25 protein-coding genes are annotated in these 23,291 nt (G+C 61.9%); 10 read left to right on the forward strand and 15 right to left on the reverse strand.

Going from position 1 to position 23,291, the window contains the following annotated elements; translation table 11 throughout:
- The first annotated feature begins 54 nt into the window (after positions 1 to 54).
- Positions 55 to 2,286, forward strand: a complete 2,232-nt coding sequence (locus RG540_RS05680; RefSeq protein ID WP_038585579.1) for a GumC family protein — start codon at positions 55 to 57, stop codon at positions 2,284 to 2,286.
- Here the strand turns inward: RG540_RS05680 and RG540_RS05685 are convergent, their stop codons facing one another.
- Positions 2,287 to 3,546 (reverse strand): GNAT family N-acetyltransferase, encoded by a 1,260-nt coding sequence (locus RG540_RS05685; RefSeq protein WP_038585581.1) that lies wholly within the window; start codon positions 3,544 to 3,546, stop codon positions 2,287 to 2,289. It abuts the gene before it with no gap.
- Between the two features lie 118 nt (positions 3,547 to 3,664).
- Positions 3,665 to 3,877, reverse strand: a complete 213-nt coding sequence (locus RG540_RS05690) for a DUF2842 domain-containing protein (RefSeq protein WP_038585585.1) — start codon at positions 3,875 to 3,877, stop codon at positions 3,665 to 3,667.
- Positions 3,878 to 4,023: 146 nt separating this feature from the next.
- Between RG540_RS05690 and RG540_RS05695 the strand changes: the two genes are divergently transcribed.
- Both RG540_RS05695 and RG540_RS05700 read left to right on the forward strand, forming a co-directional pair.
- Positions 4,024 to 5,124 carry a COX15/CtaA family protein gene (locus tag RG540_RS05695; RefSeq protein ID WP_038585587.1) on the forward strand — a complete coding sequence of 367 codons (1,101 nt, stop codon included), beginning with the start codon at positions 4,024 to 4,026 and terminating at the stop codon, positions 5,122 to 5,124.
- 158 nt (positions 5,125 to 5,282) lie between these two features.
- On the forward strand, positions 5,283 to 5,690 hold the full coding sequence (locus RG540_RS05700; protein WP_038585589.1) for a DoxX family protein: 408 nt from the start codon (positions 5,283 to 5,285) through the stop codon (positions 5,688 to 5,690).
- Here RG540_RS05700 and RG540_RS05705 read toward each other — a convergent pair.
- The 4 genes from RG540_RS05705 to RG540_RS05720 all read right to left on the reverse strand — a co-directional run bounded on the left by RG540_RS05705 (position 5,687) and on the right by RG540_RS05720 (position 9,370).
- Complete coding sequence (locus RG540_RS05705; RefSeq protein ID WP_038585592.1) at positions 5,687 to 6,538, reverse strand: aminoglycoside phosphotransferase family protein; 852 nt, start codon at positions 6,536 to 6,538, stop codon at positions 5,687 to 5,689. The two genes, RG540_RS05700 and RG540_RS05705, sit on opposite strands and share 4 nt — an antisense overlap.
- Positions 6,538 to 7,470, reverse strand: coding sequence for an N-acetyl-gamma-glutamyl-phosphate reductase (gene argC / locus RG540_RS05710; RefSeq protein WP_038585595.1), 933 nt, complete (start codon positions 7,468 to 7,470; stop codon positions 6,538 to 6,540). The genes RG540_RS05705 and argC overlap by 1 nt, the downstream gene beginning before the upstream one ends.
- A gap of 64 nt (positions 7,471 to 7,534) precedes the next feature.
- A complete protein-coding gene (speB, locus tag RG540_RS05715; RefSeq protein ID WP_038585597.1) occupies positions 7,535 to 8,494 on the reverse strand; it encodes an agmatinase in 960 nt (319 codons plus the stop codon).
- Between the two features lie 84 nt (positions 8,495 to 8,578).
- Positions 8,579 to 9,370 (reverse strand): phenylalanine 4-monooxygenase, encoded by a 792-nt coding sequence (locus RG540_RS05720; protein WP_038585599.1) that lies wholly within the window; start codon positions 9,368 to 9,370, stop codon positions 8,579 to 8,581.
- Positions 9,371 to 9,520: 150 nt separating this feature from the next.
- On the opposite strand from RG540_RS05720, the gene RG540_RS05725 reads away from it, so the two are divergent.
- On the forward strand, positions 9,521 to 9,982 hold the full coding sequence (locus RG540_RS05725; protein ID WP_038541909.1) for an Lrp/AsnC family transcriptional regulator: 462 nt from the start codon (positions 9,521 to 9,523) through the stop codon (positions 9,980 to 9,982).
- 66 nt (positions 9,983 to 10,048) lie between these two features.
- On the opposite strand, the gene rpsI is transcribed toward RG540_RS05725, so the two are convergent.
- The 3 genes from rpsI to RG540_RS05740 all read right to left on the reverse strand — a co-directional run bounded on the left by rpsI (position 10,049) and on the right by RG540_RS05740 (position 12,109).
- A complete protein-coding gene (gene rpsI / locus RG540_RS05730; RefSeq protein WP_037080614.1) occupies positions 10,049 to 10,516 on the reverse strand; it encodes a 30S ribosomal protein S9 in 468 nt (155 codons plus the stop codon).
- 2 nt (positions 10,517 to 10,518) lie between these two features.
- Complete coding sequence (rplM, locus tag RG540_RS05735; protein ID WP_037080613.1) at positions 10,519 to 10,983, reverse strand: 50S ribosomal protein L13; 465 nt, start codon at positions 10,981 to 10,983, stop codon at positions 10,519 to 10,521.
- A 775-nt stretch (positions 10,984 to 11,758) separates the two neighbouring features.
- Entirely contained in the window at positions 11,759 to 12,109 is a 351-nt protein-coding gene (locus RG540_RS05740) for a hypothetical protein (RefSeq protein ID WP_038585602.1), read from the reverse strand.
- 87 nt (positions 12,110 to 12,196) lie between these two features.
- On the opposite strand from RG540_RS05740, the gene RG540_RS05745 reads away from it, so the two are divergent.
- Positions 12,197 to 12,625, forward strand: a complete 429-nt coding sequence (locus RG540_RS05745) for a CoA-binding protein (RefSeq protein WP_038585605.1) — start codon at positions 12,197 to 12,199, stop codon at positions 12,623 to 12,625.
- Positions 12,626 to 12,658: 33 nt separating this feature from the next.
- Here RG540_RS05745 and RG540_RS05750 read toward each other — a convergent pair whose 3' ends face one another.
- Positions 12,659 to 13,096, reverse strand: a complete 438-nt coding sequence (locus RG540_RS05750) for a DUF6455 family protein (RefSeq protein WP_038585608.1) — start codon at positions 13,094 to 13,096, stop codon at positions 12,659 to 12,661.
- Between the two features lie 124 nt (positions 13,097 to 13,220).
- Here RG540_RS05750 and RG540_RS05755 point away from each other — a divergent pair, with 124 nt between their 5' ends.
- Entirely contained in the window at positions 13,221 to 14,504 is a 1,284-nt protein-coding gene (locus RG540_RS05755) for an O-acetylhomoserine aminocarboxypropyltransferase (RefSeq protein ID WP_038585610.1), read from the forward strand.
- A 15-nt stretch (positions 14,505 to 14,519) separates the two neighbouring features.
- Here the strand turns inward: RG540_RS05755 and bdcA are convergent, their stop codons facing one another.
- The gene (bdcA, locus tag RG540_RS05760; protein WP_038585612.1) at positions 14,520 to 15,233 is read right to left on the reverse strand and encodes an SDR family oxidoreductase; all 714 of its coding nucleotides are present in this window, start codon (positions 15,231 to 15,233) and stop codon (positions 14,520 to 14,522) included.
- An 85-nt stretch (positions 15,234 to 15,318) separates the two neighbouring features.
- Here bdcA and RG540_RS05765 point away from each other — a divergent pair, with 85 nt between their 5' ends.
- Positions 15,319 to 15,921, forward strand: a complete 603-nt coding sequence (locus RG540_RS05765; protein ID WP_038585615.1) for a TetR/AcrR family transcriptional regulator — start codon at positions 15,319 to 15,321, stop codon at positions 15,919 to 15,921.
- Positions 15,918 to 16,262, forward strand: coding sequence for a cupin domain-containing protein (locus RG540_RS05770; protein WP_038585618.1), 345 nt, complete (start codon positions 15,918 to 15,920; stop codon positions 16,260 to 16,262). The genes RG540_RS05765 and RG540_RS05770 overlap by 4 nt, the downstream gene beginning before the upstream one ends.
- 3 nt (positions 16,263 to 16,265) lie before the next feature.
- Here the strand turns inward: RG540_RS05770 and RG540_RS05775 are convergent, their stop codons facing one another.
- Positions 16,266 to 16,760 (reverse strand): MarR family winged helix-turn-helix transcriptional regulator, encoded by a 495-nt coding sequence (locus RG540_RS05775; protein ID WP_051909247.1) that lies wholly within the window; start codon positions 16,758 to 16,760, stop codon positions 16,266 to 16,268.
- 185 nt (positions 16,761 to 16,945) lie between these two features.
- Here RG540_RS05775 and RG540_RS05780 point away from each other — a divergent pair, with 185 nt between their 5' ends.
- Positions 16,946 to 17,755: an SDR family NAD(P)-dependent oxidoreductase gene (locus RG540_RS05780; protein ID WP_038585621.1), complete on the forward strand. Its 810-nt coding sequence runs from the start codon at positions 16,946 to 16,948 to the stop codon at positions 17,753 to 17,755.
- Positions 17,756 to 17,811: 56 nt separating this feature from the next.
- Here the strand turns inward: RG540_RS05780 and RG540_RS05785 are convergent, their stop codons facing one another.
- Positions 17,812 to 19,080 (reverse strand): cytochrome P450, encoded by a 1,269-nt coding sequence (locus RG540_RS05785; protein WP_038585624.1) that lies wholly within the window; start codon positions 19,078 to 19,080, stop codon positions 17,812 to 17,814.
- A gap of 118 nt (positions 19,081 to 19,198) precedes the next feature.
- Here RG540_RS05785 and RG540_RS05790 point away from each other — a divergent pair, with 118 nt between their 5' ends.
- A complete protein-coding gene (locus RG540_RS05790; protein WP_038585626.1) occupies positions 19,199 to 20,020 on the forward strand; it encodes a hypothetical protein in 822 nt (273 codons plus the stop codon).
- Here RG540_RS05790 and ggt read toward each other — a convergent pair whose 3' ends face one another.
- Positions 20,021 to 21,808, reverse strand: coding sequence for a gamma-glutamyltransferase (gene ggt / locus RG540_RS05795; protein ID WP_038585629.1), 1,788 nt, complete (start codon positions 21,806 to 21,808; stop codon positions 20,021 to 20,023).
- A 68-nt stretch (positions 21,809 to 21,876) separates the two neighbouring features.
- Positions 21,877 to 23,127, reverse strand: a complete 1,251-nt coding sequence (locus RG540_RS05800; RefSeq protein ID WP_151041626.1) for a GGDEF domain-containing protein — start codon at positions 23,125 to 23,127, stop codon at positions 21,877 to 21,879.
- Positions 23,128 to 23,291 lie beyond the last annotated feature (164 nt).

The raw sequence follows: 23,291 nt of genomic DNA on the forward strand, positions 1-23,291 counted from the left end.
TCGCGTTACCATGATCCTTTACTCTTCGCCGAAACCGATCAGTTGGAGCGTATCATGTCAGGCGTAAACGGTGGCAATCAGGACGTGGATATCGACCTCGGTCGGGTCATCTCGGCGGTCTGGGAACGCAAGGCCAGGATATTGGGCGCAACGATCGTCGCAGCGGCGGTCGCACTGGTCGGCACCAGCCTGATGAAGCCCAGCTACAAGGGCGAGGCGCGGATGCTGATCGAATCCCGCTCGCCGAACCTCTCGGGAGGGGACGCGGCGGCGCAGGCCAACGATCCGCTCCTCGACTCGCTCAACATCACCAGCCAGGCGCAGCTGCTGCAATCGACCGACCTCATCAAGCGGGTCACCCGAGACCTCAATCTCGCCAAGCTCAAGGAATTCGATCCGGCCGCGCAATCCTTCCTTCCCGATCCGCTGGTCCTGATTGGCCTGAAGCAGGATCCGATGAAGCTCGACCCGGAAGATCGGGTTATCCAGGAATTCCGCGACAAGCTGAATGTCTATGCCGTCGAGAATTCGCGCGTTATTGCCATCGAGTTTTCCTCGCGCGACCCGAAGCTTGCAGCCGAAATCCCGAACCGGATGGCGCAGGTCTACCTTCAAATCCAGAGCGGCGCCAAGCTCGACACCCATTCCGAGACCGCCAAATGGCTGGAGCCGGAAATCGCCAGCCTGACCCAGAAGGTCAAGGAGGCGGAGAAGAAGGTTGCCGGCTACCGCTCTTCCAACGGCCTGTTCCAGACCACCGAGACCAACAGCTTCTCGACCCAGCAGCTCAACGACATTTCGACCGAACTTGCCCGTATCCGCGGCGAGCGGGCGAATGCCGAGGCGCGCGCCGAAAACGTCCGCACGGCCCTGAAGGCCGGCCGTGCTTCCGATACGCTAAGCGATGTCGTCGGTTCGCAGGTCATCCAGCGGCTGAAGGAAGCGGAAGCCAACCTGCAGGCCCAGATCTCCGACTCCGCGACCTCGCTGCTCGAAGGCCATCCGCGGCTGAAGGGACTGCGCGGCCAGCTTTCCGGCATCCGCCAGCAGATCGAGAGCGAGACCAAGAAGATTCTCGCAAGCCTCGACAACGAAGCCGAGATGTCGCGCATCCGCGAACGCCAGTTGATGGGCCAGCTCAACGGATTGAAGGCTGATTCCGCCAAGGCGGGCGAAGAGGAAGTGGGCCTGCGCGCGCTGGAACGCGAGGCCGCCGCCCAGCGCCAGCTTCTCGAAACCTATCTTGCCCGCTACCGCGAAGCGAGTTCCCGCCTCGACGGCAATTCGAGCCCGGCCGATGCGCGCGTCGTCTCGAAAGCCGCCGAACCGTCGGAACCCTATTTCCCGAAGATCATCCCGATCGTCATCGTCGTCTCGCTCGCCACCTTCATCTTCGGCTGCCTGATCGTCATCGTTATCGAGCTCTTCTCCGGCCGCGCATTGCGCCCCTCCGGCGTTCGTGATGTCGAAGACGACATCATGCTGGAACCCACCGCATCCGTTCCCGCTGCTACGGCCGCTCCGCTGCCGGTCCACCAGATGCAGGCAGAGGCGGCACGCTTCGACCGGCCGGAACCGGCCCGTGAAAACCCGAAGAACGCCGCAGCGCTCGCCTATGCCAAGATCGCCGAACAGTCGCTGTCCGAGAAGGAGAGCGAAGAAGAGGACACCGTGGCGGAAGTCGACGACCGCGGCTTCACGATCGGCTCCGTCGCGCATTACCTGCAGCGCCACGATGTGCCTGTGGCGATCGGCATTTCACCGGGTGGCGACGAGGGCTCGACTGCGACCGTCATGCTCGCCCGCGAGCTCGCTGAGCGCGGCCGCACTGTCGTGCTGGTCGACATGACCGGTTCTGCCGCCCCGACGCAGATGATGGTGGAAAATCCGAAACTGCCCGGCATTACCGATCTTCTCTGCGGCGAAACCGCCTTCGGCGACGCGATCCATCCGGACCGGCTTTCTGACGCCCATATCATCCCGCACGGCGCTTCGGATCCGGCACGTGCCATGCGCGGTGTCGATCGCCTGTCGATGATCATCGATGCGCTGGCGGATGCCTATGACCTGGTGCTGATCGAATGCGGTCCCGCCGAGATCGCCGGCATCTCGCGTCTGACCCGCAATGCGATGGCCGAGATCGTTCTGTCGGTTCCGGGCTTCAAGGATGAGGAGGTCGCCGAACTGGTGACGGATTTCGAAGCGGCCGGCTATGGCAATCTGCTGGTCATGGCGCAGACCGTCGACCGGCATTCGCCACGCCCCGGCAAACGCCGCGCCGCCTGATTATTCGGCTGCTGGTTCCGCGTCGGAGGCGGGAGCTTCCGGCACGTTCGGGCACCGGCGGGACCGCCACCGCTGCACCAACGCATAGACGTGCGGATTACGCTTGATCGCAGCCTTCGCCTTGGTCACTCCGATCAAAAGAGGCCGCATCAGCGAACCCTTCCAGGTGAGCGGCAGCAGGATATCGTACTGCACCGTTTCCTGGGTACACCAGTTGCGCTTGTAGGGCTGGTCGCCGACGCCGAAATCGAACACCGAAGCACCCTCCCGGCAGGACTGCTCGATCATCAGCCAGAACAGCAATTCGCCGGGGCTCGCCTCCGGGCAGATCGTCTCGTCGATCGAGCTGAACTGGCAGATGACATGGTCGCCCTTGCGCGACAGGCCGGCAATCGCCGCGATGTGCCCTTCGTGCTCGCCGCGCAGCCGAATGGCATGCAGCATCAGCGGCGTATCTGTGCCCTTGACCGGAACGTCCATCAGGTGGTGGAAGAAATCCTGGATACCGGGAAATTGAAAGACGTCCGGCAGGCCGAACAGTCTCAGTCGCTCGCCTTTCTGGCGAAAGAAGATATCGAGCAGAACGTGCTTTTCGGCCGCATCGATCGGGACAATGTGATCGTAACCGCCGATCGCCTCGATCTTGCGGCTCTGCGAGCGGAATTTCTTGCGGCGGCTTTTCGCATTGAGTTGCGCCAGCGTCGCCTCGAAATTCTGAAAGAGCGGCAACTGGAAGGAATGGTTCTGGTTTTCGATCGAAGCAAGCGCGGACAGCGGATGACGTATGCCCCGCCAGACAAGCGGGATATTGTCGAGAACGACCAGGTCCGCCTTATCGGAGAGTGCGAGCTTTATGCCATAAGCGAAATTCTGCAGTTCCTCCGCATCGGGTGCGGCAAGTTCGGCATCGAAGAGGCCGGTATTGACGTTGTTGAACCGGTGGCCGAGCAGACGGGCGATTCGAGCGCGGCGTTCCGGTATGACTTCGAGCGGCAGGATGAAAAGCGTGCGGCCATCGACAACCCCCTGGATGATCGCAAGTTCGCTATGATGCGCCTGAACCCAGGCGAGACACCAGTCAAAACCCTGATGAAGAGAGTTCTTGCCAAGCTTTTCGAGGCGGCGCCACTCGGCTTCCACGGACCGGAGATCGTTGGTCGAAACGAGAGTGAGCTCGGACAGCCGTATAGTCTGATCGGCGGCTCTTGGGGGAAGCGCATCCTCGATCTGCTCTTCGTGGTGGATTTTCCGTTGCTGCATGGCTTCGCCCGCTGATGCCGTTCTGCCGGCAACATAAGGGGAGGGCGCCAAAAATCGGTTTACTGATAAGGGAAAGCCCTGGAAACCGCTGCCGCTGGTTAACGGCAAGTAAAACCGATCACGGTTTCGGCTTCGGCCCGGCCATCCATTTGATGATCAGCATGGCCGGCAGGATCCAGAGGAGGCCGCTGATCAGGAAGTAGAGGAAATGCACCCACCAGGGTGAAGTGGCAAGCAGCAGCATGGCGAAAGTCGTGGCGGCAAGCGCATAAAAGATCACCAGGATGATGATCAGGATCGTGCCGATGAAACTTCTCAAACGCGGGACCAAGACGTCTTCTCCTATCCGCGACCGCATGCCGCAAAGCGCCGGGGCTTGTTTTGCATGGGTTGATGGGGCAAAGCAACGCGAAATGCTTGATGGATGCGTGGCCCCGCACCCGCGTCCTTTTTGGCTTGAGCGACAGGAGCATACCCATGTCGGCAACTGATGCTGTGATCATCGATGTCCTGAACCACACCAGGCGCCGCGAGCGCGACCGCAAGGCCGTGCGCATCTGGCTCGGCGTCGTCGTCTTCACGCTGTTCTGTCTGGTTCTGGTCGGCGGCGCGACACGGCTCACCGATTCCGGACTGTCGATTACTGAATGGAAGCCGATTCACGGCGTCATCCCACCGCTGTCGGCTGCGGAATGGGACGAGGAATTCCGCCTCTACCAGCGCATTCCGCAATATCAGGAAATCAACAGGGACATGACGGTCGACGAGTTCAAGTCGATCTTCTGGTGGGAATGGGCGCACCGGTTCCTGGCCCGCTCGATCGGCATGGTATTTGCTCTGCCGCTGATCTTCTTCTGGCTCACCGGCCGTATCGAAAAGCGCCTGCGCGGTCCGCTGGTCGGCCTTCTGGCGCTCGGGGGTTTCCAGGGCTTCGTCGGTTGGTGGATGGTATCTTCCGGCCTCACCAAGCTGGTCAGCGTCTCGCAATACCGGCTCGCGACGCACCTCGTCATCGCCTGTCTGATCTTCGCCGCCTGTATCTGGATCATGCGCGGGCTGGCGCCGCACAGCCGCGACCTTCCACCGACGGCAAGATCGAAATGGGCAGCCGGCGGGATCGCCTTCCTGGTCCTTTTCCAGATCTATCTCGGTGCGCTGGTGGCGGGGCTCGATGCCGGCCTCTCCTATAATACCTGGCCACTGATGGATGGCGCACTGATCCCGAGCGATCTCTTTGTCCAACAGCCCTGGTGGGTCAACCTGTTCGAGAACCCGAAGACGGTACAGTTCGCGCACCGCTGCGGCGCCTACATCCTGTGGGCCGTGACCCTCGTGCACATGATCGTGTCGCTTCGGCTGGCCTCCGGCTCGACCCATGCCCGCCGTTCCGTTCTGCTGTTCGGGCTGGTGACGCTACAAGCCGTCATCGGCATTTCGACGCTCGTCATGCAGGTGCCGCTCGATCTGGCGCTGACGCACCAGGCCGTCGCCCTGATCGTACTCGGCTTTGCCGTCGCCCATTGGCGCGGTTTCGTCGGCGAATATCCGCCGGAGACCGCGATCGTCACGCGGACCTGATTTCCGATCTATTGAATGGAAACCTTCCCTAAGCGGGCGGATCGATTTCCGCCTGTCGTTTCTCCGAGAAAAATTTTCGGCCTCGTGTCGGAATGGGCGCCGTCTGCCCGTCCTTGGGACATAGTTCAAAGGGCTTCGGCCAAGGAGAGGGTAGGGTTATGGCAAAGACAATCGCAATTCTCGTCGCAAGGCTGATATTCGGCGGCCTGTTCGTCATGGCGACGACGTTCAAGTTTCTCGATATGCAGGCGACCGCAGGGTTCATTTCGGGCGCCGGATTTCCGTTTCCGCTGTTCCTCGCCTGGATCGCGGCGATCTTTGAGGTGGGGCTGGCTCTCGCATTCCTGACCGGCGCCTTTTTCTCCGAAGCGGCGCTGCTTGCCGGCGCCTACGTCATCTTCCTTGCCTTCGCTTTCCATGGCCCCAGCCATTGGCAAGCTAACCAGGCGGAATTCGGCTTCTTCGTCGACCACTTCACCTTCCTGGCCGGCCTGCTCTTCGCCGCCGTGCATGGCCCCGGCGAGAAGCTCGCCGTCCATCTGGGTTTGAAGCGGACGCTCGCTTAAGCTTGTTGCAGCACACTGCGGACCGCGGTGGCGACGGCAAGCTCGTCGTCGCGGTCTTTCGCATTGCCGTCCTCCTCGTGCCACGCTGCCGAGAGACAGCCATAGGCGAAGGCATAACGCAGAATAGTGCAGACGTCGCGGCCGAGACTCTCAGCAAATACGCCGGCCATGGAGGCAATGCGTTCTTCATTGCGGGTGAGGTCGAAGCGGTCAAGCGGATTGGAAAACATGTTGGCGACGTCCATCGCGGCATCACCGATCAATCCGGCCGGATCGATGATCAGCCAGCCACGCGGGCCAAGCATGATGTTTTCGTGATGCAGGTCGCCATGCAGCGGCTTGATGTCCCGCTGATCGGCGATCAGCGTCTCCGCCATTTCCGCCGCCTCGATAAAGGGGCCGGCAATGCCGTCGCGGCGGTCCGTTTCGGCCTTCTCGAACAGGCTTTTGAAATAGCGGGAAAGCGGCATCAGGGTTGGGGGCGGAGCGATGTTGGACGGCCGGTGATACTCCATGAGGACTTCGGCGGCGATCCGGGTTGCGTCCAAGTCGCCATGAGCTTGCAGATGGTCGCGCAGCGTCACCTTGCCTGCATGCTCCATCAGCAGGAGATCGTCCGAACGCGCGATCAGCCGAATACAGCCGACGCCATCCCGCCAGGCCATGAAATCGGCACCGCGAAGACTGTCTTCCAGCGCCCTGGGTTTCAGGATCTTGACGATATCGATTTCGCCGCCGGCACGCGTCACTTCATGGACCGTGCCGACGACGGTATCGGCGATCTGCCTGGCGGTTTCGATCCGCCATTCGACAGGAAAGGAAAAAGGGAAGGGAATGCCTTCGGTCATCAGGCCGAAAGCATCAGGTCCATGTTCTGGACGGCGGCACCCGAGGCGCCCTTGCCGAGATTGTCGAGCAGTGCCACCAGATTGACATGCGCGCCGCCCGGCGTGCCGAACACGAAGAGCTTCATCGTGTCGGTATCGACCAGCTCTTCCGCATCGACGCGGGCAAGCGCCTTGCTCTCGTCGAGCGGCACGACGGTGACGATATCCTGGCTGGCATAATGCTCGACCAGCACCTTGTGGATGCTCTCCATCGTCGCGCCGTCCTTGAGGTCTTCGAGGAAGAGCGGCACCTGGACAATCATGCCCTGCGCGAAGCGGCCGACCGACGGCGAGAAGATCGGCGCACGGTCGAGCTGGCCGTGGATCTTCATCTCCGGCACGTGCTTGTGCTTGAGCGGCAGGCCATAGAGAAAATTGTTGGCCGAGATGGCGTCTTCCCTGGCCTGATCTTCCATCTGCGCGATCATCTGCTTGCCGCCGCCCGTATAACCGGAGACCGCGTTGACCGTGACCGGATAACCGTCGGGCAGGATGCCGGCGGCGCGCAGCGGCCGGATCAGGCCGATCGCGCCGGTCGGATAACAGCCCGGATTGGCGACATGCCGGGAGGCCTTGATCTTGTCTGCCTGGGCCTTGTCCATTTCCGCAAAGCCATAGGCCCAGGAGGGATCGACGCGGAAGGCGGTCGAGGTGTCGATCACCCGCACCTTGTTGTTGCCGGCAAGCATGGTCACGGCTTCCCGCGAGGCATCGTCCGGCAAGCAGAGGATGGCGACGTCCGCGCTGTTCAGGAGATCCTCGCGCATGGCGGCGTTGCGCCGTTCCGCTTCCGGGATAGACAGCAACTCGACGTCGCGGCGGCCGGTCATGCGGGTGCGGATCTGCAGTCCCGTGGTGCCGTGTTCGCCATCGATGAAGATCTTCGCTGTCATGGTCTTATCCTGTTAGATCAGTGCCTTGGATTGGATGCCGGATTCAGTTTACCAGCAAGTTGATTCAGAAATTTAACGCGGTCGCGCGGCGTTCCGCACGAAGCCCGAGCATATACATCGCAACCGTCGCCCCCGCAATGGCGGTGATATCCGCATGGTCATAGGCCGGCGCCACCTCGACGACGTCGGCGCCGCGGATATCGAGGGCCCCAAGCCGGCGCAGCACCGAGAGTATCTTGGCGCTCGAAGGCCCGCCGGCGACCGGCGTGCCGGTGCCCGGTGCAAAGGCGGGGTCGAGGCAGTCGATGTCGAAGGTGAGGTAGGTCGGCGTTTCGCCGACGTGATCGAGGATCATTCTGGCGATCTCGGCTGCCGTCATCTCCTCGACCTCATGGCCATAGACGAGACGGATCCCGAAATCTTCCGGCGCGTGGGTACGGATCCCGACCTGGATCGACCGGGCAGGATCGACGATGCCGGCCCGCACCGCCCGCGCCACGAAGGAGCCGTGGTCGATGCGTCCTTCGTCGTCGAGCCAGGTGTCCTGGTGCGCGTCGAACTGCACCAGCGCCATCGGTCCGTGTTTGGCGGCATGCGCTTTGAGCAGCGGCCAGGTGACATAATGGTCGCCCCCAAGCGTCAGCAGGAAGGCGCCGCTGTCGAGGATGACATTCGCCTGTGCCTCGATCGCAGCCGGGGTCTTCTGGTGGTTGCCGTAGTCGAGCAGGCAGTCGCCGTAATCGATGACGGCCATGTCGGCGAAAAGATCGCGCTGGAACGGATATTGCGGATCGTTGTCGAAGATCGCCGACGCCCGCCGGATTGCCTGCGGCCCGAACCGTGCGCCCGGCCGATTGGAGGTCGCGGCATCGAAGGGGATGCCCCAGATGACGGCATCGACACCCGCCAGATCCTTGGTAAAGCGGCGGCGCATGAACGACAGAGCCCCGGCAAACGTCGGATCCGACGCGGCCGAGGTCCGGCTTTTTGCAGTGAAGGCATGGTCGATCGACTTTTCTGCCATGGCGTCCCTCCATCGTTAACGTGCGGGAACGTTGGACAATAAGGGCCGACAAGGCAAGCCTGAGCGAGACAAAATTCCTCCCGTTCAGGAAGCCTTGGCTTCGAACACCGGCGGAAAATCCCCCAGCGCCTTGGCCTCCCTGATCCTTGCGCCGATATCCTCCTCGATGATCGATTCCAGCTGCGCGAAGCTGTCGATGACATAGTAGATCGGCTGGACGATATCGATGCGGTAGGGGGTCCTCAGCACCGTCATCAGGTCGAAGGGCCGGAATTCGGCTTCCCTGCCTTCCATCGCCGCACGCGTCTCGTTGGGAGAGGAGACGATACCGGCGCCGAAGCAGCGGCGTCCCTGCGGCGTGTCGATCAGGCCGAACTCGACGGTGAACCAGAAGATCCGGAACAGGTGCCAGGAATATTCCCGGCCAAGCCCGACGGCTTTTTCGCCGAAACGGCGAACGAAATTGGCATAACTCCGGTTGGTCAGAAGAGGGCAGTGGCCGAAGACTTCGTGGAAGATATCCGGTTCCTCGATGTAGTCGATATGCTCGCGGCGGCGGATGAAGGTCGCCAGCGGAAACTTGCCCTGCGACAGCAATTCGTAAAAGCGCGATGGCGGAATGAGCGCGGGTACGCCCTCGACGCCGAATCCGGTGGTCTCGTTGAGGCGCCGGTCGACATCGCCAAGCTGCGGAACCTTGTCCGGTCTCAGCCCGAGTGCCCTGACGCCGTCCAGATATTCTCGACAGGCCTTGTCGGCCAGGAGCGTCATCTGGCGCTGGTAGAGCTCGCTCCAGATCCGGTCTTCTTCACTCGTGTAGTGATAGACGCCGTCTACGTCCGGCAGGTTTGCCGTGTAGGTGCTTTGCTTGGTCATCAGCGCCCTCCCGTTCGGTGATGGAATGGCCGGGTGCTCCAGCCGCCGGCCGTCAGATCACCATTATATCTCCGAAAGCGCGGGTAATCATTTCAGCTTTGCCGAATTGAGCGTAAATAATGGGAGGATATTTCGGGAGGAGAGGCCATCATGAAGGAAAACCTGCAGGCGGCCCGCAAGCTTCTGCAACTCGTGCAGACGGGCGACGGTTCGTCGCTCGCCGAATTGGCGGAGAAGGCCGGTATGTCGCAAAGCACCGCATGGCGCAAGATCCAGGAACTGGAGGCCGAAGGCGTCATCCGAAAGCGGGTAGCACTTCTCGATCCGGCAAAGCTCGACCTCAAGCTCTGCATCGTCGCCCATGTGACGCTGGAGGATCACCACGAGGAGGCGATCGAAGCCTTCGCCACGGTCGTACGCGACCGGCCGGAGATCATGGAGTGTTACGCGCTGTCCGGGACATTCGATTACATGCTGAAGATCCGGGCACGCGACGTCGAAGCCTACGAGGCTTTCATGACCCGCCACCTGATGCGCAATCCGCATGTGCGCAACGTGGTCTCCAGCTTTGTCCTGCGCGAGCTGAAATCGACGACCGAACTGCCGATATGAGAAAGCCTACAAACGAAAAAGGCGGAGCCGAAGCCCCGCCTTTTGAAAGTCTGAAACCAGAAGCGATTAACGCTTGGAGAACTGGAAGGAGCGGCGGGCCTTTGCCTTACCGTACTTCTTACGCTCGACCACGCGGCTGTCGCGGGTCAGGAAGCCACCCTTCTTGAGCACGCCGCGAAGGCCCGGCTCGAAGTAGGTGAGTGCCTTGGAGACGCCGTGACGAACAGCGCCGGCCTGGCCGGAGAGACCGCCACCGGTGACGGTCGCGACGATGTCGAACTGGCCGGTGCGGGCAGCGGCGATAACCGGCTGCTGCAGGATCATCTGCAGGACGGGACGGGCGAAGTAGGTCGAGAAGTCACGACCGTTGACCGTGATCTTGCCGGTGCCGGCCTTGACCCAGACGCGGGCGACGGCGTTCTTGCGCTTGCCGGTCGCGTAGGAGCGGCCGAGGCTGTCGACTTTGCGGACATAGACCGGAGCGGCAGCTTCGGAAGCCGGCGCGAGGTCCTTCAGGGAGGAAAGATCGGCCATTATCAGGCGCTCCTTACGTTCTTGCTGTTCAGCGATGCCACGTCGAGGGCGACCGGCTGCTGTGCTTCATGGGGATGGTTGGAACCGGCGTAGACGCGCAGGTTCTTCATCTGGCGACGGCCGAGCGGGCCACGGGGAACCATGCGCTCAACAGCCTTCTCGATAACGCGCTCCGGAAAGCGGCCTTCGATGATCTGGCGCGCGGTGCGCTCCTTGATGCCACCCGGGTAACCGGTGTGCCAGTAGTAGGTCTTGTCGGAATATTTCTTGCCGGTGAGGACGCACTTTTCCGCATTGATGATGATGACGTTGTCGCCATCATCGACGTGCGGGGTAAAGGTGGCCTTGTGCTTGCCGCGGAGCCGGTTGGCGACGATGGTGGCGAGGCGACCGACAACGAGGCCTTCGGCATCGATGATCACCCACTTCTTCACCACCTCTGCAGGCTTCTGAACGAAGGTTGACATGTTTTTAACTCTTTCTTCTAGGACCCGTGACATCCGAAACCTTCGAATGCAGGGCGTTTCTTGTTGCTTGGATTGCCATGGCTGACGCCGGCAAAAAAGAAAGGGGGCCGAAACGGTCCGCGATCTGGGGCGGCTTATACCGAGGGAGGCCGAAAGCGTCAAGGTGATGGTTTTGCGCTGCTGAAAAATAGAGCAAGTAAAATCAATGACTTATTCATGTGGTTATATGATACCACAGTTTTCTGAATGAAATTCGGACGCCGTTGATGCCGGAATGCTTCTGCTCATCGTAGCCGTTGAGCGAGGGCTCGATTGGGCTGTTGGCCTTATGTGCCGATGGGAAAGAAAACCCATCCCCATACCGGGAGTTCCATCCAGGAACCGCCCTGTCGGAAGCTCGCAAAGACCCGCTGACATGAACGCGATCTGCGCCATTTATCCCGCGTATCGCTTGCCTGGCCTGCATCCTGGAATTGTGCTGAGCGAAAGATGGCAGGCGGGCGCAATTGGCAGAATAGGCGCTTTCTTGAAGGTTTTACAACGGATTTCACACATGAATAGCTGTCAATCACTCACGTTTTAAGCAGATCCACTGCGGAAAAGAAAAACTGACAAATGTTCAGAAAAATAAATTTGCCTACTAAAATCTAGTAGCACTTTCTAATTCAACCATAAGATGGTGCTAATATGTACGGGTACAAAAGAGGGGAATTCCGCGAACTTGTGCAGAACATGGCGTGCTGAGCATTCTCGAATTTTGGAGTCAAGAAGCCGACTAAAATCTCAGGCAACCTGCCTGTAGAGGAAAACAATCTTCTGGGTCGGGTCTTCTTTTGCAGGCACGAACGGGACAGCTCGGTGTGTCGGCCGTCGGCACCGTCGCCCGGTCGGCGAACTCATGGCCGTCGCAATAGCCGCTGTCGATGACATAGCGGTCATAGAGTGTCATCCGCGCCTTGTTGCGGGACGGGTAACGCAGGATCACCGCGCCCTCCCGACCGATCGCCCGCTGCACGGCGGCGCAGGACATGCCGGTGGAATTGTAGCGCGAGATCGCGGCAGCCGGTCCAGACGAGAGGAGGGTGCCGCAGGCAATGACCGCAAGGCAGCCGAGAAATTTTTTCATGATCCTCATCCCTTTTGACGAGACGCGGACTTACATAGCGCAGAAGCACCGCGCCGCCAGAGGCGCATTGTTGCGGGAGCCGCCGTCATGAACCATGACCATTATGACAGTGCCTATATCGCCGATATCTTGAAGAGCACCAGGACCATTGCGCTGCTCGGCGCATCCCCAAATCCCGACAGGCCGAGCAATCGTGTCATGGGGTTTCTGCTTTCCAAGGGCTATACGGTGTTTCCGGTCAATCCCGGCCAGGCAGGCAAGCAGATCCTCGGCCAGACGGTCTACAGGACGCTGGCGGACGTGCCGCAGCCGGTCGATATGGTCGATGTCTTTCGGGCCGCCGAGTATCTGGACGGCGTGATCGACGAGGCTATCGGGCTTGAAACCAGGCCGAAGGTGATCTGGGGCCAGCTCAGCGTCCGTGACGACAAGGCCGCCGAAAAGGCGGAAGCCGCCGGCATCAAGGTCGTCATGGATCGCTGCCCGGCGATCGAGTATCCCCGTCTGGTTGCCTGAGACGACCGCCTGGGTTCGCCGCCGGGCGTCCGGCTATTTGGCGAGCAGTTCCGGTCGGCTGCGCATGTCGTCGAGCAGTTCGGCGTTGCCGCAATAGCTTGCGAAGTCCACGGCGGCGCTGCCGTCGGCCAGTTCGCGCCGGCAGCGGGTCTTCTCGCCGCAATGGACGCAGGTCACGTGCATTTCGCGGAATTCCACCGGCTCCTCCAGCCTGGCTTCTTCCGGATCGATGTTGAGCAGCTTCATCAGCGCCAGCATTTCGTCGGCCGCATGCGGGCCTTTGGCGATCAGTTCGCGCAGTTCCTGTTCCGACAACGCGTTGTCCTGCGCCAGCAGCTTGACGGTTTCGTCGTCGAGGCTGGCGAGAAGCTTGGCTTCGTTGATCGCCGCCCAGGTGGCGGAACACCAGCGCTTTAGTCTGTCGGTGAGATTTTCCGGTTTGGGGTCAAGGGTGGGAATTGTGTTGTCCATTGCAAACTCCTCTCTATTTCCCCGGAGGATAGGTTCCGGAGAACGATATACCTTGATCGTGATCAACCGCCGGGGTCTGTTGGAGCGCTAACGATCAGGCGCCATTTCAAGGGGAGGGACTAACATGCCGACACTCAATCCGGGGTTTTCGACGCTGGCCGTGCATGCGGGCGCGCAACCCGACCCGACGACGGGGGCGCGGGTGACGCCGATCTACCAGACGACCGCTTTCGTCTTCAACGACGCGGACCACGCAGCCGCCCTTTTCGGCCTGCAGCAGTTCGGCAATATCTACACCCGCATCATGAACCCGACCCAGGCCGTGCTCGAGGAACGGGTGGCGGCGCTCGAGGGCGGCACCGCGGCGCTCGCGGTCGCCTCCGGCCATGCCGCCCAGATGCTGACTTTCCACACGATCATGCAGCCGGGCGACAATTTCATCGCGGCGCGAAAGCTCTATGGCGGCTCGATCAACCAGTTCGGCAATGCCTTCAAGAGTTTCGACTGGCAGGTGCGCTGGGCCGATACCGACGATCCGGCAAGCTTCGAGGCTGGCATCGACGAGCGTACCCGCGCGATCTTTATCGAGAGCCTGGCCAATCCCGCCGGCACGTTCGTGGATATCGCGGCGATCGCCGAGGTGGCGCATCGGCGGGGCATTCCGCTGATCGTCGACAACACCATGGCGACGCCCTATCTCGTCCGGCCGCTCGAGCACGGCGCCGATATCGTCATCCACTCGCTGACCAAGTTCATGGGCGGCCATGGCAATTCCATGGGCGGCGTGATCGTTGACGGCGGCACTTTCAACTGGTCGAAATCGGGCAATTATCCGATGCTCTCGGAGCCCCGTGCCGAATATGGCGGCATCGTCCTGTACCAGGCTTTCGGCAATATCGGCTTTGCCATCGCCTGCCGCGTGCTGGGCCTGCGCGATATGGGGCCGGCGATTTCGCCTTTCAACGCGTTCATGATCCTGACCGGCATCGAAACGCTGCCGCTCAGGATGCAGAAACACTGCGACAACGCCGTTGCCGTCGCCAGATGGCTGAAGGCGCATCCGAAGGTCGCCTGGGTCAGTTATTCCGGCCTGGAGGAAGATCCGAACCACGCCCTGCAGAGGCGGTATTCGCCGAAGGGCGCCGGCTCGGTGTTCACCTTCGGCGTCACCGGCGGCTACGAGGCAGGCAAGACGCTGGTCGAGGGCCTGCAGCTGTTCTCCCACCTCGCCAATATCGGCGACACCCGTTCGCTGGTCATTCACCCGGCCTCGACGACGCACCGGCAACTGAGCGAAGAGCAGCTGATCGCTGCCGGTGCCGGGCCGGACGTGGTGCGCCTGTCGATCGGCATCGAGGATGCCGCCGACATCATTGCCGACCTCGACCAGGCTTTGTCGAAAATCTGAGGGAAGGTTTTGGCGTCAGGCGCCAAAACCGCCGTCGATCGTCTGCAGGGAGCCGGTGATGAAGCCGGCTTCCGGACCGGCGAGATAAGCGGCAAGACCGGCGATCTCTTCCGCACGGCCGTGGCGCTTGATGGCCATGAAGCCGTGCATGAAGTCGCTCATCGGTCCGTCTTCCGGGTTCATGTCGGTGGAGGTCGGGCCGGGCTGGATGACGTTGACGGTGATGTTGCGGTCGCCGAAATCGCGGGCGAGACCGCGCGCCATGCCCTGCATGGCAGACTTGGTGAGCGCATAAGCGGCTCCGCCGGCAAACGGCATGCGGTCGCCATTGACCGAACCGATGACGATGATCCGGCTGCCGTCCGGCATGCTGCGGGCGGCTTCCACGGCCGCATGGTAGGGCGCGCGAACATTGACATCGATCATCCGGTCGACCGCGTCGGGGTCGAGATCCAGCGGATTGCCGAGCGCCAGCGTGCCGGCACTGATGACCAGAATGTCCAGCGGGCCGGCCTCACGCACCGTGCCGATCACGGCCGCGCGGTCTGCCGCATCCGACCGGGCAGCCTTGGCGCCGGTTTCGACGGCAAGAGCGTCGGCGGCATCCTTGGAGCCGGCATAGGTGAATGTCACGTCGGCGCCGTCACCGGCAAAGCGGCGGACGATTGCTGCCCCGATGCCGCGGCTGCCGCCCAGAACCAGCGCTTTCTTTCCATGGAAGTCAGTCATTGTCGTGTCTCCTTCAAAGAGGCTTGAGATTTAATGTAATGAACGCTACATAAATCTAACGGGCAGTGCAGTCAAGGATTTTGTAATGATCGCTACAAAAAATGTTTCGCCGCGCGGTCGGCCGCGCGCTTTCGACAAGGAGGAGGCGCTGGCAAAAGCCCAGGCGCTGTTCCATGCGAAGGGATACGATGCCTTGAGCGTCGCCGATCTCACCGAGGCGATCGGCATCAACCCGCCAAGCTTTTATGCCGCTTTCGGCAGCAAGGCGGAGCTCTACTCAGCCGCCTTGAAGCGTTACGAAGAAAGGGAGGGTCTGGATGTTCCAGGCGCCCTGGCAGCGGACAGACCGCTCGACGAAGGCGTGGCCGCGCTGCTGAGGCAGGCTGCAGACAACTACGGCAGCGGTGACGCGCCTGGCTGCATGGTGATCGAGGGAGCAAGAGGCACGGCTGACCCGCAGGCCTCCGACCAGGCCCGGCGCATGCTGGACATGAGCCGCAAGGTCATCCACGCCGCAATCGCAGGCCGTGAACCGCAGCGTGCCGAAATCATCACCGACTACATCATGATGGCGATGTCCGGCCTCTCGGCGAGCGCCCGCAACGGCGTGCCGACAGACCGCCTGCGCGCACTGGCCGCAATCGCGTCCAACCAGCTTTCCCATCATCTGAAGGAGATAGGACAATGAGCGCCTGGATCAAATTCGACCTCTCGTCGATCGCGCCGGAAGAGGGCGCCCCGGCACCGGACCGGCTGATCTCCGGCACCCCGACATTCCGCACATGGAATTTCGAGGAAGCGGACGGCGGCCTCTATGTCGGCATCTGGGAGGCGACGCCCGGCAAGTGGCGGATCGTCTATGAGGAGTGGGAATATTTCCACATCCTCTCCGGCCATTCGATCGTCACCGAGGAGGACGGCCCGGCGGTCCAGTTGAAGGCCGGCGACAGCATGATCCTCAGACCCGGCTTCAAGGGAACCTGGGAAGTCGTTGAAACGACTCGCAAGGATTACGTGATCAGGGTTTGAGGATCAGGCTTCTTCATCCCGCTTAAAGGCCTTTGTGAATTCATTTGACGAAATGAACGCCAGCACCCGCCGCAATTCCTCCGACTTTTCCTTACCTAACGCCTTGTCGAAACGGTCCTGGGCCACCTGCCAGCGGGCGGTGAGGTTGCGTTGCATGGCTGCGGCGGCGTCAGTCAGGCGGACGCGCTTGGCGCGGCGGTCTTGAGCGTCGGGCACCAGTTCCACCAGCCCGTCGCGGATCAGCGGCTTCAGCGTGTGGCCGAGCGCGGAGAGGTCCATGACCATCGCATCGGCGAGGTTCTTCAATGTAGGCTCGTTGGATCTGGCGATCTGCGACAAAAGGGAAAACTGCGTTCCCTTGAGGCCTGTATCGCCCATCGCATCCTCATAGAGTTGGCCGAGGTGCCGCGAGGCGCGGCGCACTGCGGTATTGCTGCAATGAAGCCAGACGCCGTCTTCGTTCTGCCCTTGCTTGTCCTGCTTGTTTTTGTCCGTCATGTCTCGTTCCGATCTTGTCGCGGGACAATGCCCGCTTTTGGCTGGCCCTTCCACTCCGATGAAAAATTTGCGGCCGCCTCTTGCAGCTTCAAATCGTGCCTTTCATATATAGTGGCATATGCCAGTAAATTCCAGATACTGAAGACGCCGGCAAGAATTCCAGCGAAAACCAAAGGAGATGGACCATGACCAACACCTCGAAACTCGGAACCGCACTCGTGACCGGCGCATCGTCGGGCATTGGCGCTACCTATGCGGAAAAGCTCGCCAAGCGCGGCTATGACCTCGTCCTCGTCGCCCGCGACGCGGACCGCCTGAAGGCGCTTGCCGCTCGGCTGGCAAGCGAACATGGGATCAAGGCGGACGTGCTACGTGCCGACCTCAGCCAGCGTGCCGATGTGCTCGCCGTTGACAAGCGCCTGCGCGAGGACGGCTCGATCACGCTCTTCATCAACAATGCCGGCATTGGCCCGAAGGGTCCGCTGCTGAAGGCCGATCCGGATTATCTCGACCAGATGGTCGACCTCAACGTCACCGCCGCCAACCGCCTCGCCGTTGCGGCGGCCCAGGCCTTTGTCGCCCGGGGTAAGGGCGCCATCGTCAACATCGCCTCCGCCGTCGCGCTCGCCGCAGAATTCTTCAGCGGCACCTATGCCGCCAGCAAGGCCTTCGTACTGGCCTTGACGGAAGCCCTCGCTGCCGAATTGAAGGACACCGGCGTCTGGATCCAGGCGGTCCTGCCCGGCTATACCCGCACCGAAATCTTCGATCGGGTTGGCGGCTCGATGGACAATCTCGACCCGAACTCGGTCATGGAAGTCGGCGACCTTGTCGATGCGGCGCTTGTGGGTCTCGACCGCGGCGAACTCGTCACCATGCCGTCGCTTGCCGATACCCAGCTTTATGAGGCCTACACGACCGCCCGCGGCGGGCTTCGCCCCTACCTGTCGCTCAACAAGCCGGCAACCCGCTACGGAGTTGTCGCTGGCGCCTGATTGCGAAGTGCAACTGCGGCATAGGTCCGCAGTTGCACACTAATTTTGGGAACTATTTAGAGAGCCGGGCTTCCCTGTCGCCAGGCTAGGTCCAGCCGCTCCAGTCCGTGGAAATGATAGACGTCTTTGACCACCGGCGTCCTCGTGATCCGCATGCCGGGCAGTCGCCGAAACAGGATCGGCAGCACGGTATTGAGTTCCAGCCTTGCGAGCGGCGCGCCGATGCAGAAATGGATGCCGGCACCGAAGGAGAGGTTTTGGGCTTCCTGCCGGTCGGGCTTGAAGGCCAGCGGATCGGAGAATTTATTCGGATCGAGATTGGCGGCGGCGAGGATCAGGCTCACCTTGTCGCCACGCTTGAAGGAAAGCCCGTCTATCTCGACGTCCTCGAGCGCCCAGCGCTGGAAGATATGCACCGGCGCACAGATGCGCAACGTCTCCTCGACCGTTCGCTCGGTCGCGGCCTCGTCGCGGAAAAGGTCTGCCGGCGGAAGGCCGCTCTCCAGGATCACCCGCACCGAATTGCCGATCTGATGCACCGTCGCCTCGTGGCCGGCATTGAGCAGCACGATGGTGGTCGAGACCAGTTCGTCGTCGGTGAGATACTGGCCCTTGTGCTCCGTATGGATCATGTGGGTGAGGAGATCTTCGCGCGGTTCCCGGCGGCGCTCAGCGATCAGGCCTTTGACGTAGTCGGAAAATTCCCCGGCCGCGCGGTCGGCGGCATATTCGTCCTGCCGCGTCCGCTTGAACATGTACATGCCGACATAGGCATGCGACCATTTGAGAAGCTGCGGCCCCATCTCGTCCGGGATGCCGATCATCCGGGCGATCATCGTTACCGGAATGATGTCGGCGAAGGAGGAAAGCAGCTCCGTCTCGCCTTGGCCTTCGAACCCGTCGATCAGCCTTTCGGCAAGTTTTGCGATCTCCGGCCGGAGCTTTTCGATATGCCGCGAAACGAAGGCGCGGTTGACGAGCGTGCGAAGCCGGGTGTGCTCCGGCGGTTCAAGCTCCAGCAGTGAATACCGCTCGGCGAGATTGAAGTTTTCGAGATGAGCCAAGGGCTCGGGCAGGCCGAGTTCCTCCCGGCTGGCGATATGCAGGATCTGCCGCCCGAAGCGACGGTCGCGCAACAGCCCGTTCACGTGGTCGTAGCCGGTGAAGAACCATTGCCGCTGTTCTTCCCAGTAGAAAGTCGGACAATGTTCGTGGAGGAGGGCGTAGACGCGGTTCGGGTCGCTGTAGAAAGCCGGATTGCGGCCGTCCAGCGAGACGTGGCGCGTTTGAGGATTGATGTGGAGAAAATCGGGCAGAATGGTCATGCCAGGAGACCTAGCGAATTTCAGTCGATGGGGAAAGCGGGCTGAATTGACGCAATTCAAGATTGCGCGCATGGTCCATCATGCACGGGGAGTTTGGGGCCTTGGGGGGAGGGATAGGTTGAAGCTGTCGTCTCGCGAATACAAGCTGACGCTGCACGCGCCGGAGTTTGCCGGCGACGAAGCCGCCTACCGTTCGAAGGCCGCAGATTTCTGGACGGACACGGTCAATCGGCTCGGCGAAACCGGGATCGGCGCAAGCGGCAAACTGAACCTGTTGGAGCCGGACAAGCAGCGAAACGTGTTTTTCCTCGATACGCCGGACAAGGCTCTCTACGAGCGATCGGATCTCGTTTTCCGGATGCGACGACCGGTCGCCGCCAAGGGCGACTGGGATGCGACGTTGAAATTCCGCCATGGGGACCGTCTGCTCGCTGGGGCGCCGGCGTTCCGGCTGCGGGAAGGGCGCGGACGGGGCAAGTTCGAAGAGGACGTCAAGGCGGTTCCGCGATCCGGAATGCCGGGCTTCTGGGCGCTTTTCAGCCGCTCCGTCGAGGCCGCGTTCGGCCCCCGAAAGAAACTCCTGACCATTGGCGACTGCCTCGCCCCTTTCGAGAAACTCGACAGCGCGTCGCTGCCGCCGCTGAAGGAAAAGGTTCAAACCGTTTCGGGCCTGAAAGTGATCGAGCACGTCTTCGAGGATGGCTGGCTGAACCTCTCGAAAAAGGTCGGGGCCGAGTGCGCGTTGATCCTGTGGTGGAAGGAAGACAAGGCGCTGGAGCCGATCGCAGCCGAATTCAGCTTTCGTTTCGCCCTCGACGACGGCGAGGCGGATGCCAAGGTCGTCCGCAACGCCTGGACGGCGATGACTGCGCTCAGCGGCTCGCCGTTCATCGATCCGAAAGGCAGGACGAAGACGGCGCTCGTCTACGGCGCCGATTGATCATTCCCCGACCGCCACGCCCTCGCGGCGCGGGTCGGCGCTGCCCACGAGACCGCTCGCGGTGATCTCGATCGCGTGCAGGCCGGAATTCATCTCGCCCGGCTTCACCTCGTAACCGAGCGCCTTCAACGGCTCCGCGAACTTTTCGGCCTCTGTGCCGGCCTCGATCTCATAAGGCCCGAACCGGTTGATGAAATGCGGCTGGGCGACGATCTGCTCCACAGGCATGCCCCAGTCGATATAGGCGATCAGCGCCTGGGCGACGTAACCGATGATCTGGCTGCCGCCGGGCGAACCGATTGCCAGCAGCGGCTTGCCGTCCTTCATCACGATCGTCGGCGCCATCGAGGAACGCGGCCGCTTGCCCGGCTCGACACGGTTGGCGACGGACAGGCTGCCATCATGGGTCTTGAAGGAGAAATCGGTGAGCTCGTTGTTGAGCAGGAAGCCGTTCGTCATCAGCCGCGAGCCGAACCCGCTTTCGATCGTCGTGGTCATCGACACGACGTTACCCTCTCTGTCGACGATGACGAAATGACTGGTGGAGGGCATCTCGATCGCCGCGTCGCGGCCGAACAGCAGCGCATGGTCCCATTCCGGCTCGCCGGCCTTAACCTGGTCCAATGCGAGAGCTTTCGTACCGTCGAGCAGGGCAGCGCGCTTGCCGAGATAGTCCTTCTTCAGCAGGCCCTTGATCGGCAAGGGCTGAAAATCCGGATCGGCCAGATACCGTTCGCGGTCGGCAAAGGCGAGGCGCTGGGCGTCGCCGATGATCCGCCAGCTTTCGGCGTTCTGGAAACCGAGTGCCTTGATGTCGAAATTCTCGATCGCGCCGAGCATCTGGCCGATCGCGACCGCGCCGGAGGAGGGCGGACCCATGCCGCAGACGTCGAGCGCCCGGTAGGCGGCGCAGACCGGCTCGCGTTCCTTGACGCGGTAGTTGGCGAGGTCGGCGAGCGACAGGACGCCGGGATTGCCCGGTGCTTCTCGCACCGTCTTGACGATCGCCTCGGCGATCGGCCCCTTGTAGAAGGCGTCGGCGCCGCCGGTCGCGATCGTCTTCAGCGTCTCGGCATAGGCTGGGTTCTTGAGCACCGCGCCGGCCTTCAGTGGCGCGCCTGAAGCGTCGTAGAAGTAGCCGCGGGGACCGTCGTATTTCTTCAGCCGGTCGCCTTCGGCGGCGATCAGCGAAGCCATGCGGGGCGAGACCTGGAAACCGCTTGCGGCGAGCTTCTCCGCCCGTTCGAACAGGCTCGCCCAGTCGGCCTTGCCGTAGCGCTTATGGACTTCGGAGAGGAGGCGCACCGTGCCGGGCGTGCCGACCGATCGGCCGCCAACCACCGCGTCCATGAATTTCAACGGCTGGCCCTGGGCATCGAGGAAGAGTTTCGGCGTAGCCTCCATCGGTGCCGTCTCGCGGCCGTCGAACGTGGTGAGCCTGTTGGCGGCCGCATCGTAATAGACGAGGAACGAGCCGCCGCCGAGGCCGGAACTCTGCGGCTCGACAAGGCCGAGCACGGTTTGGACCGCGATCAGGGCGTCGATCGCATTGCCACCCTTGGCGATCACGTCCCGCCCGGCCTCGGCTGCCAGCGGATTGGCGGCGGCGACCATGAAGTTCTTGGTCTCGACACGCTTGGCCGAGGTGAACCCGGTCGCCCGCTCCGGCGCAACCGTATCGGACGCCTGCTGCGCCAGCGTTGTTCCGGCCGAAAGCATCAAGGCGGAAAGCGCCGAGGAAAGAAGGATGCCGGTGAAGAAACTTGTCCCGAAAAATCTCGCCCGCATGGCGCGCCCTCCGCGTTTGAATCCCTGCGGAGGAATGTGGGTTTCAGGATGACGAGAACAAGAGGATGTCAGCGCTTACCGAGCGAAGCGAGGCGTTTCAGGGCTGCGACCTGCCGGCTGGCGCGGACGTCCGTCGGGGCTTCGTCCTCGCCCTGCCGGTCGACGGCCGGAACGATCGAGGCTTCGGTGCCGGTATCTATCGCGGTGCGGTCGCGGCCGCTGTCCTTAGCTGTGTAAAGTGCCCGGTCCGCGGCGCTGAGCAGAAGATCGAGGTCGGCGGTTCCGGCGCCCGCAAGCGCGATGCCGGCGCTGACGGTGACCGTGATATTGTGCTCTCCGGCGACGATGGTCTGGCGTTTGAGCGTCAGGCGGATCGCCTCGGCGATGCTGGCGGCCTCGATCATGTCGCCGACGCGCAGGATGGAGGCGAATTCCTCGCCGCCCATGCGGCCGAAGAAACCGCGGCTGCGCATCGACGTCTGGCCGACCTGCGAAAAGGCGACCAGCACCGAATCGCCCGCCTGATGGCCGCAGCGGTCATTGATCTGCTTGAAGTTGTCGAGGTCGAAATGCAGGAGCGCGATCAGCGGCTTCTCCTCGTTCTCGAGTTTTCTCAGGGCATGGAACTGGTCGATCAGGCCGCGCCGGTTGAGAACGCCGGTCAAAGGGTCGGTGACGGCAAGCGTCTTGAGCTTCTCTTCCGAGCGCTCGGTCAAGAGCTTCGCGCCGGTCATGATGCTGGCGATGAAGCAGATTGCCGCCGGGAAGAGCAGCCAGGCGGAGTGCGGCGATACGCCAATGGATTTCGCCTCACCGGCTACCACCAGAACTGCAACCACGCCGTTCGCGCAAAATTGCACGGCAAGGAAGGTCGCAAGCACCCGCCGCGTCATCTTCGACGCGCCGTTGTTCCTGAGGAGAATATAAATCATGATCGCATGGCCGACCATGGTCGCAACGTTGTGGAGAGCAACCCGGTTGGCGAAGTTCTCGCGAACCGGATAGAGGAACATGCCGGCCACCCAGAGAAGCGCTGGGATGGCGATATAGGCCTCGACGGGCTTTCGATCGAACTGCAGGAGGCCGGCAATCCACAGGCCGACGCCGCCGAGCACCAGCGTATTGGCGATCTGGATGGAGATGAAATCAGGGATGTCGCCGCGCAACGCGACCAGGATGACGCCGATCCCGTGCAGCGCAAACCCGCCGCCCCAGCTCAGGTAGAAGCGGTCCCGCTCGTAATACCAGCGTGAGCACAGGAGGGCCGCAAGCGTCAGCGCCTCCGCCGCCCAGATCATCAGGCCCGTTAAAATGTCCACCCCAAACTCCAGTGCTCGATGTCGAGCGCGCCCAACATGACATGCAGTCTTTAAGACGAAGTTGCACGGATTCTGGAAAACCCTGGGCTCAGACCCGGTTGCGGTGAGATTTCGAGCCGAAATTCACGCCTGCTTTACCCTGATCGCGCAAAAACCTGTGCCAT

Origin of the sequence: Neorhizobium galegae bv. orientalis str. HAMBI 540 (assembly GCF_000731315.1) — a bacterium.
Classification (GTDB): Bacteria; Pseudomonadota; Alphaproteobacteria; order Rhizobiales; family Rhizobiaceae; genus Neorhizobium; species Neorhizobium galegae.

Excerpts from the sequence above, each read along its gene's own strand:
- RG540_RS05720 (WP_038585599.1), bottom strand. The coding sequence starts at position 9,370 with ATGACCAAGCAAAGCACCTACACGGCAAACCTGCCGGACGTAGACGGC.
- RG540_RS05745 (WP_038585605.1), top strand. The coding sequence starts at position 12,197 with ATGAACCATGACCATTATGACAGTGCCTATATCGCCGATATCTTGAAG.
- argC (WP_038585595.1), bottom strand. The coding sequence starts at position 7,470 with ATGACAGCGAAGATCTTCATCGATGGCGAACACGGCACCACGGGACTG.
- RG540_RS05740 (WP_038585602.1), bottom strand. The coding sequence starts at position 12,109 with ATGAAAAAATTTCTCGGCTGCCTTGCGGTCATTGCCTGCGGCACCCTC.
- RG540_RS05755 (WP_038585610.1), top strand. The coding sequence starts at position 13,221 with ATGCCGACACTCAATCCGGGGTTTTCGACGCTGGCCGTGCATGCGGGC.
- RG540_RS05725 (WP_038541909.1), top strand. The coding sequence starts at position 9,521 with ATGAAGGAAAACCTGCAGGCGGCCCGCAAGCTTCTGCAACTCGTGCAG.
- RG540_RS05695 (WP_038585587.1), top strand. The coding sequence starts at position 4,024 with ATGTCGGCAACTGATGCTGTGATCATCGATGTCCTGAACCACACCAGG.
- RG540_RS05700 (WP_038585589.1), top strand. The coding sequence starts at position 5,283 with ATGGCAAAGACAATCGCAATTCTCGTCGCAAGGCTGATATTCGGCGGC.
- ggt (WP_038585629.1), bottom strand. The coding sequence starts at position 21,808 with ATGCGGGCGAGATTTTTCGGGACAAGTTTCTTCACCGGCATCCTTCTT.
- RG540_RS05750 (WP_038585608.1), bottom strand. The coding sequence starts at position 13,096 with ATGGACAACACAATTCCCACCCTTGACCCCAAACCGGAAAATCTCACC.
- bdcA (WP_038585612.1), bottom strand. The coding sequence starts at position 15,233 with ATGACTGACTTCCATGGAAAGAAAGCGCTGGTTCTGGGCGGCAGCCGC.
- RG540_RS05680 (WP_038585579.1), top strand. The coding sequence starts at position 55 with ATGTCAGGCGTAAACGGTGGCAATCAGGACGTGGATATCGACCTCGGT.
- rpsI (WP_037080614.1), bottom strand. The coding sequence starts at position 10,516 with ATGGCCGATCTTTCCTCCCTGAAGGACCTCGCGCCGGCTTCCGAAGCT.
- RG540_RS05705 (WP_038585592.1), bottom strand. The coding sequence starts at position 6,538 with ATGACCGAAGGCATTCCCTTCCCTTTTTCCTTTCCTGTCGAATGGCGG.
- RG540_RS05785 (WP_038585624.1), bottom strand. The coding sequence starts at position 19,080 with ATGACCATTCTGCCCGATTTTCTCCACATCAATCCTCAAACGCGCCAC.
- RG540_RS05780 (WP_038585621.1), top strand. The coding sequence starts at position 16,946 with ATGACCAACACCTCGAAACTCGGAACCGCACTCGTGACCGGCGCATCG.
- rplM (WP_037080613.1), bottom strand. The coding sequence starts at position 10,983 with ATGTCAACCTTCGTTCAGAAGCCTGCAGAGGTGGTGAAGAAGTGGGTG.
- speB (WP_038585597.1), bottom strand. The coding sequence starts at position 8,494 with ATGGCAGAAAAGTCGATCGACCATGCCTTCACTGCAAAAAGCCGGACC.
- RG540_RS05770 (WP_038585618.1), top strand. The coding sequence starts at position 15,918 with ATGAGCGCCTGGATCAAATTCGACCTCTCGTCGATCGCGCCGGAAGAG.
- RG540_RS05775 (WP_051909247.1), bottom strand. The coding sequence starts at position 16,760 with ATGACGGACAAAAACAAGCAGGACAAGCAAGGGCAGAACGAAGACGGC.
- RG540_RS05765 (WP_038585615.1), top strand. The coding sequence starts at position 15,319 with ATGATCGCTACAAAAAATGTTTCGCCGCGCGGTCGGCCGCGCGCTTTC.
- RG540_RS05685 (WP_038585581.1), bottom strand. The coding sequence starts at position 3,546 with ATGCAGCAACGGAAAATCCACCACGAAGAGCAGATCGAGGATGCGCTT.